General features: G+C 56.9%; 6 protein-coding genes. 1 reads left to right on the forward strand and 5 read right to left on the reverse strand.

Annotation, left to right across the window (positions count from 1 at the left end; genetic code table 11):
- Positions 1 to 75 precede the first annotated feature (75 nt).
- The 3 genes from rimO to LJE94_08520 are packed head-to-tail and all read right to left on the reverse strand — an operon-like array spanning position 76 to position 3,186.
- Entirely contained in the window at positions 76 to 1,398 is a 1,323-nt protein-coding gene (gene rimO, locus LJE94_08510; GenBank protein MCG6910148.1) for a 30S ribosomal protein S12 methylthiotransferase RimO, read from the reverse strand.
- The gene (locus LJE94_08515) at positions 1,395 to 2,360 is read right to left on the reverse strand and encodes an electron transfer flavoprotein subunit alpha/FixB family protein (protein ID MCG6910149.1); all 966 of its coding nucleotides are present in this window, start codon (positions 2,358 to 2,360) and stop codon (positions 1,395 to 1,397) included. Before LJE94_08515 ends, rimO begins: the two co-directional genes overlap by 4 nt.
- A gap of 43 nt (positions 2,361 to 2,403) precedes the next feature.
- On the reverse strand, positions 2,404 to 3,186 hold the full coding sequence (locus LJE94_08520) for an electron transfer flavoprotein subunit beta/FixA family protein (GenBank protein MCG6910150.1): 783 nt from the start codon (positions 3,184 to 3,186) through the stop codon (positions 2,404 to 2,406).
- Between the two features lie 175 nt (positions 3,187 to 3,361).
- Between LJE94_08520 and LJE94_08525 the strand changes: the two genes are divergently transcribed.
- Positions 3,362 to 4,369, forward strand: coding sequence for a transposase (locus LJE94_08525; protein MCG6910151.1), 1,008 nt, complete (start codon positions 3,362 to 3,364; stop codon positions 4,367 to 4,369).
- A 46-nt stretch (positions 4,370 to 4,415) separates the two neighbouring features.
- Here LJE94_08525 and acpP read toward each other — a convergent pair whose 3' ends face one another.
- Together acpP and LJE94_08535 are read right to left on the reverse strand one after the other, a co-directional pair.
- Positions 4,416 to 4,682: an acyl carrier protein gene (gene acpP, locus LJE94_08530; protein ID MCG6910152.1), complete on the reverse strand. Its 267-nt coding sequence runs from the start codon at positions 4,680 to 4,682 to the stop codon at positions 4,416 to 4,418.
- Positions 4,683 to 4,812: 130 nt separating this feature from the next.
- Positions 4,813 to 7,042 (reverse strand): penicillin acylase family protein (locus LJE94_08535; protein MCG6910153.1); only part of this gene is annotated, 2,230 nt, incomplete at its 5' end.

Raw genomic sequence — 7,042 nt, forward strand, 5'->3', positions numbered from 1 at the left:
AACGAATTATCGGCATGAAAATTTCATCTTAGGTCATAAACCCTGAGATGTGCATCTGTCCGATGGCTGCGCATCTCAAGGGGTTATGATTTCGCCTACGAGATCGTATTCATAGGCATCGGTAATATGCACCCTGGAAAAAGTGCCGGGCTGCAAGGATGTCGCGCGCACGTAAGTGACACCGTCAACCTCGGGCGCCTGAAACCAGGTCCGGCCGGTGTAAAGATTTTCTTCAGAGGCTTCCTCGACCAGCACGGAAAGCGTCTTTCCAATATGCGTTTGGTTGTTGTCTTCCGCAATAATCGCCTGGCGGGACATGATCAGCTCATACCGTTCCCGGGCCGTCTCCGCAGGAACGTGATCCCCGAGGCGATGTGACGGCAGGTCATCGGCGTCCGAATAGGTGAACACGCCCAGGTGATCGAACCGTACCTTTTCGACAAAGGACAGCAGGGTGTCTATATCCGCCCCGGTTTCCCCGGGAAAGCCGACAATCAGGGTCGATCTCAGGCTGGCATCGGGAATGCGCGCTCTTATCTTTCCGAATAGATCGTACAGGTCGCTGCGCGTGTAAGAGCGCCCCATATTCCGCAGCACCCGGGAGCTGGCGTGCTGCACCGGGATATCGAAATAGGAGCACACGTTCGGAAGACCTCCCAGGGCCTCGATGGCTTCATCGTCAATACTTTCCGGGTGTCCGTACAACACCCGCAGCCAGACGTCTTTCGAAATATCCGCCAGTTTTTCCAAAAGGACGGCCAGCCCGTGGCGCATGCCCAGGTCGGAGCCGTAGGCCGTCGTTTCCTGGGCCACGAGCACGAGTTCCCGGACACCGTCCTCGATCAGGCGCCGGGCTTCATCCACGACCTGATGCAGCGGACGGCTTTTCTGGCGCCCCCGGAGCCGTGGTATGATGCAGTACGTACAGTGCCGGTCGCACCCTTCGGCGATCTTCAGGTAGGCCATGTGCGACTGGCTTAAAACCCGGCTGCTGTCGTTCACAGGCGGAGCGAGGGCATCCGGATCGGGAAACAGGCATGTATCGACCGTCTGATCCGCCTCGACAACCCTTACTATCTGATCGAATGCGCCGGTGCCGATAAACCGGTCCACTTCGGGCAAGGATGCGGCTATGTCTTTTTGGTAGCGTTCCGGAAGGCAGCCGGCTACCACGAGTCTGCTGCAGGCACCGGTTTTTTTCAGTTCCGCCAGGGCCAGAATGGTGTCGATGGACTCATCCACAGCCGATTCGATGAAACTGCAGGTGTTGATCACGATAACGTCCGCTTCTTCGGCTTCAGTAGTTATGACATGCCCGGCCGCCACGAGGCTGCCGGTCATCGATTCCGTGTCCACCTGATTTCTGGCGCATCCCAGGCTGACGAGATGAATCTTCATGTGTTGAGTTTTTTGACTTCCTCCGTTACCGCCGGAACGATTTCAAACAGGTCTCCCACGACCCCGTAATCGGATTTCAGGAAGATGGGCGCCTCGGGATCCTTGTTGATGGCAACGATCACTTTGGCCGAAGACATCCCCGCCAGATGCTGGATGGCGCCTGAAATGCCGCAGGCGACATACAGCGCCGGCGAGACGACCTTGCCGGTCTGCCCCACCTGGTCGGCATGCGGCCGCCAGCCTTCGTCCACGGCCGCCCGGGAGGCACCGACCGCCCCGCCCAGCGCATCCGCCAGCTCCTCGATCACGGCATAGTCGTCACCGCCCATGCCCCTGCCTCCGGACACGACGACTTCGGCCTCCGTCAGGTCGACCTTGCCGGTTTCCATGTGCTTTTCGATCAGCTTCACAGGCGATTCCCCCGGGGTCGCGTCGAGGGTCTCAATGCTGCCGGCCCCCTGGGATTCGACGATGGTCATGGAATTGGGCCTGATGGAAACTATTTTGAGGCTCCCGCCAAGCTCGACATCGGCCAGTATCTTGCCGCCGTACATGGGCCGTGTGGCGGTCACGGTTCCGTTTGCCCATGACAGGGCAATGCAGTCTCCTGCCAGGGCGGCGTCACAGCGTGCCGCCAGGCATGCCGACAGCTCCTTTCCCTGGGCCGTGGCACCGAAAAGCACCAGCTCCGCCCCCTCCTTCTCGATCAGGGCGGACAGCACGTCGGCATACGTCGACCCCGCATAGTCGGCAAGTTCCGGCTTGTCGGCGACCACAATCCTGTCGGCCCCGAACGTTTTCAGGGCCTCCGGGGCCGCCCCGAGGCCGGACCCCAGAACCACCGCCACAAGCTCGAAGCTGTTTGCGGCGGCTATTTTTTTGCCTTCGCTCAGTATTTCATAAGTCACTTTTCGAAACAGACCGTCTGTCTGTTCTGTTATGGCAAGGATGACGTTCGACATTTTTCACTCCTCTATGATTCCGCGTCTCGTTTGTAAATGCAGATCAGATAACCTTGGCTTCTTCATGCAGCGCCTTGACCAGCGCCGCCGCCTTATCCGCAGCCGTATCGCCTTCGATCATCTTTCCCCCCGAACGCTCCGGCGGTGTTTTCAAGGCCACGACACGGACCTTGGCCGCGCCGACGTCATCGGCGGACAACCCCAGGTCGGCCATGGTTTTTGTGTCCAAGGGTTTTTTCTTGGCCTTCATGATGCCGGGCAGCGAGGCGTAGCGGGGTTCGTTCAGCCCCCGCTGGGTGGTAAACAAAACAGGCAGTGCAGCCTCGACCACGACGCTGCCGCCGTCAACGGTCTTGTGGCAGGTAATCCGCCCGTCCGCTACCTCCTCCTTGAAAACCATGTTGATCAAGGGCAGGCCGAGTTTGTCCGCCACGGCCGCGCCCACCAGGTAGTTGTCGTCATCCACGGCCCGGTGGCCGGCAATAATCAGATCATAAGGCATCTCCTTCAGCACATGGGCGAGCACCTTGGCCGTTGCCAGACCGTCGGCGTTTTCCAAAGCCGGGTCGCTGACCAGAACCCCCTTGTCCGCCCCCATGGCAAGGGCGGTGCGCACGGCCTCGGCCGCCTTTTCGCGTCCCACGGTAACGATGGTCACGCTGCCGCCCTGTGCCTCCCGGATTCGCAACGCCTCTTCCACGGCAAGCTCGTCATAGGGGTTAATCACCCACTTGATGCCGTCGGTCTTAATGGATGCGCCGTCACCGGCGATTTCGATCATTGACTCCGTCGATGGCACCTGCTTAAGCAACACAATGATTTCCACGGGTTGTCCCTCCAATTATGTTTATGTATTAAATCGGCTTCTTAACACAATATCCGTAACCGTTGATAAAACCGTATGTTGCATTTATTGTCAATCGCAAAAATCAATTATAGGGGACGTTCATTAATTTATAAATAACTTGACACCCCTTAAAGCTACCGCTATGCTTTTCCGCATGCCACGAAAAGCGCGAATTGATGCACCAGGTGCTTTGCACCATATTATTGCCAGAGGCATTGAAAAAAAACCGATCTTTAAAGACGATGCCGACCGGAATAATTTTCTGGATCGCCTTGCTAAAATTTTGGAAGAAACCAAAACGCCCTGCTATGCATGGGCGATAATGCCCAATCACTTCCATTTATTGTTAAAAACCGGCCTTAAGCCAATTTCGATGCTGATGCGACAGCTGTTGACAGGGCATGCAGTCTACTTTAACCGTCGCCACAAGCGGCATGGCCATTTATTCCAGAACCGGTACAAATCAATTCTTTGTCAAGAAGATGCATATCTTCTTGAGCTGGTAAGGTACATTCACCTAAACCCTCTCCGGGCCGGCATCGTTGATGATCTCAAGGAACTTGCAAGGTATCCTTTCTGCGGCCACAGCGCCGTGACCGGCAAACATGTCTATCATTGGCAATACACCAACTATGTACTCGGCTTTTTTCATAAAAGAAAATCGGCTGCAAAAAAGGCTTATCTTCAATTTGTTGCAAATGGTGTTCCCCTCGGCAGGCGACCGGAATTTACCGGCGGTGGACTTGTTCGATCGGCAGGTGGATGGGCTGCTCTTGCTGGAATGAGGTCAGCAAATTTACGCATGGTTTCCGATGAAAGAATTTTGGGCGACGGCGATTTTGTTGAATCAACCCTGAAAACGGCTAACGAAAACATGGAACGCAGGTATCGCCTCAAGGCTGCAGGTTTTGACTTGGATACCGTGGCAAAAAGGGTCGCGCAGCTTCTTGAACTGCCCTTCGGCGATATATGGGAAAAAAGCAAAAGACCCCGGGTCGTAATGGCTAGAGATATGGTTTGCTACTGGGGAAACACGGAACTGGGCATCAGCATGACAACGCTCTCAAAAAAATTCGGACTATCCCAACCGGCTATAAGCATTGCTGTACGTAGAGGTGAAAAGCTGATTAAAAGCAACAAATATACATTGACGAACAATTAGATATTTATATATTTATGAACGTCCCCAAAATTTATCAATAGACAGATCATTTTCCACCGGGATGATGCGGTTGGGCATTGTGCAGAAAGTCTACGACATCGCCGACGGTCTCAAGCATCTCGGCCTGGTCTTCATCGATGGGGACGCCGTAATTTTCCTCGAGATAGAGGATGAGCTCCACTATATCCAGGCTGTCGGCTCCGAGGTCATCCACCAGGTAATCGTCCAGTGTCAGGGTTTCCGGCCTTAGGTTGAATTTTTCAGACAAGATATTCTTTACGGAAGCGTAAATTTCCTCTTTTCCTTGGTGCATGTTCCTTCACCTCATCTGATGAAGACCCTGCTGTAGAGACAGGGTATCGGCGCGCCGCAACGGTTCCGATGGGTTGTAAAAAAAGTCCGCGCCGGGCACGCAACCGGACGATCGCCCGTGCGGCGGCACCCTATTTCCCGGTCAGCGTCGTGACGTGTTTAGCGCTCTTTTCCACCAGATCCCTGCCGACATAATCGTGGTGATATTGGTTGTTCAGGTAATCATTTGTCTGGTCGCAGTAATAGGGGCTTGCGGGAACGCCGCAGGTGCCGGTGGGGATGATCGTAAGCGAGGCGTTCCAGTCGGCCAGGGAATAGATGTGGCGGTGGGACGCGCCGTGATAGACCTCGAAGGGCTTGGTGTAGCGGTACATGTAGGGACTCACGGTGTGCGAGCTGCCGCCGACGGCATAGGGCCCCCGGTTGAGCTTGAAGATCCGGTCCAGCATCCTGACGCTGCCCAGGGGGTGGGCCAGGGTCAGCCGGTGGATCTTGCCCCACTGCCATTTGTCCGGATTTCCTCCCATCTCCTTTTCCAGCCAGGCGACCGCATCCTTGAAGCTCATTCTCACCACATCGGTGAAGGTCTCCCTGCGGTCCGCGGTCCCGGCCCGGTCATACCAGCTGGAAGAGCGGTTGGCCCACACCCGCTCCACTGCCAGGCTGGTGACGAACCCCGGGGCAATGAATTCGTCGAACAGGTCAGCGCCGAGGTCGTCGGCGAACACGTTGCGCATGAAGCTGACATAAAAGGTTTCAAACAAAGCCGCCGCCCCACTGTCGGCGGTCATCACGCCGTCCCAGTCCGCCAGCAGGGACGCCGCCCGCCTTTCCAATGGGGTCAGGTCGCCCGCAGACGATACAACGGCAACCAGGTCCGGCAGCATGCCCTCCACCAGCTTGGATTTCCAGTCGGCCTGCATCGCAATAACGTCCTCGACGGAAAGCGTCTTTTTGGAGGCCAGCATCTCCTCGATCCGCCGGAAGCGGTAGTCCGGTACGAACCAGGCGCTGATGTAGTAGGGATAGGCGTCCCCCACGGTTTTGTTGTTGGCCGAACAAAGGTAGCCCGATGCCGGGTTGTAGCTGTGCGGCAGCTCCTCGAAGGGCACAAACCCCTTCCAGTCGTAGCGGTCGGTCCAGCCCGGCATGACCGCCATGCCGGCGCCCTTTTCCCGTATGGGAATGCCGGCGGCACAGTAGAGGCCGATGTTGCCGTCCACGTCCGCGTAGACGACGTTCTGGCTCACGGAGGTGAACGTCTTCACCGCATTTTTAAAGTCATCCCAGTTGCGGGCTTTTCCCAGAAGATATAGCGTGCGCGACTCATTGCTGTAAGCGTTGCCTGTCCAGCGCATGGAGATGGCGGTATCCCCAAGCTCTTTGAGTTCCGAGACAATCGGCCCCCGGTGGGTGAAACGGATCTCCTTCTCGACGACATCGCCCCCCTTTACGCCGATCTTTTCACGCCTCACCTGCATCTCTTTCCACTGACCGTTGAACTCGTACTGGTTGGGGTTTTCGGGATTGATCTTCTCCAGGTAGAAATCCATGTCGTCGACCATGACGTTGGTGAATCCCCAGGCGATGCGGTCCGTGTGCCCGGCGGTGACAAAGGGCTGCCCGGGCACGACCACGCCGGTGACGTTCAAGCCCCCGCCTTCCACCACCTGGTGCATCTGGTACCAGATCCCGGGCGAACTGAGGCCCAGGTGCATGTCGTTGGCCAGAATCGGCTTGCCGGTGACGCTTTTCTCGCCCGACACGACCCAATTGTTGCTGCCGCTGAAAACGGTGAGGCCGATTCGCTCCAGCATCCCGGCCCCGGCAAGCAGCGTGTCGTCGATCCCGATATCGGCTGTTTTTCCCGTGAATTCCGGATAGATCACCCGGCCGTACCCGGCGGCATCCGGCAAAATCTCCTGCAGCCGCTCCCGGCCGACCTTTTCCAGGACCCGGTGGAACATGATTTCGGTCGACCACGCGGTGGAAAGGTCGAAGGCCATGAAACTGACCACGTTGAAGACGTGTTCCACCTGCCATTTCTCGGGCGCATAACGGAGGATGGAAAACTCCACCGGCAGGCGGTCCCTGTGGCTGCCCACGTACTGGTTGACCCCGTCGCAAAAGGCCTCGGCCAACTGCAGAATGCCGGCGTCGGTTTTCGAGATGATCAGCCGCGATTTTTCCGGGATGCGCAACGCCCGCATGAGATGGTCCACCTTAACGGTCTGCTCGCCGAAAATTTCCGAAAGCCTCCCCGAGGTGGCCCGGCGGATCAGGTCCATCTGAAACAACCGGTCCTGGGCCATGCACCAGCCGACGGCCCGGTACAGATCCGGTTCGTTCCTGGCGTAAATG

The organism is Deltaproteobacteria bacterium (genome assembly GCA_022340465.1).
Lineage (GTDB): Bacteria > Desulfobacterota > Desulfobacteria > Desulfobacterales > B30-G6 > JAJDNW01.

Excerpts from the sequence above, each read along its gene's own strand:
- rimO (MCG6910148.1), bottom strand. The coding sequence starts at position 1,398 with ATGAAGATTCATCTCGTCAGCCTGGGATGCGCCAGAAATCAGGTGGAC.
- LJE94_08515 (MCG6910149.1), bottom strand. The coding sequence starts at position 2,360 with ATGTCGAACGTCATCCTTGCCATAACAGAACAGACAGACGGTCTGTTT.
- LJE94_08525 (MCG6910151.1), top strand. The coding sequence starts at position 3,362 with ATGCCACGAAAAGCGCGAATTGATGCACCAGGTGCTTTGCACCATATT.
- acpP (MCG6910152.1), bottom strand. The coding sequence starts at position 4,682 with ATGCACCAAGGAAAAGAGGAAATTTACGCTTCCGTAAAGAATATCTTG.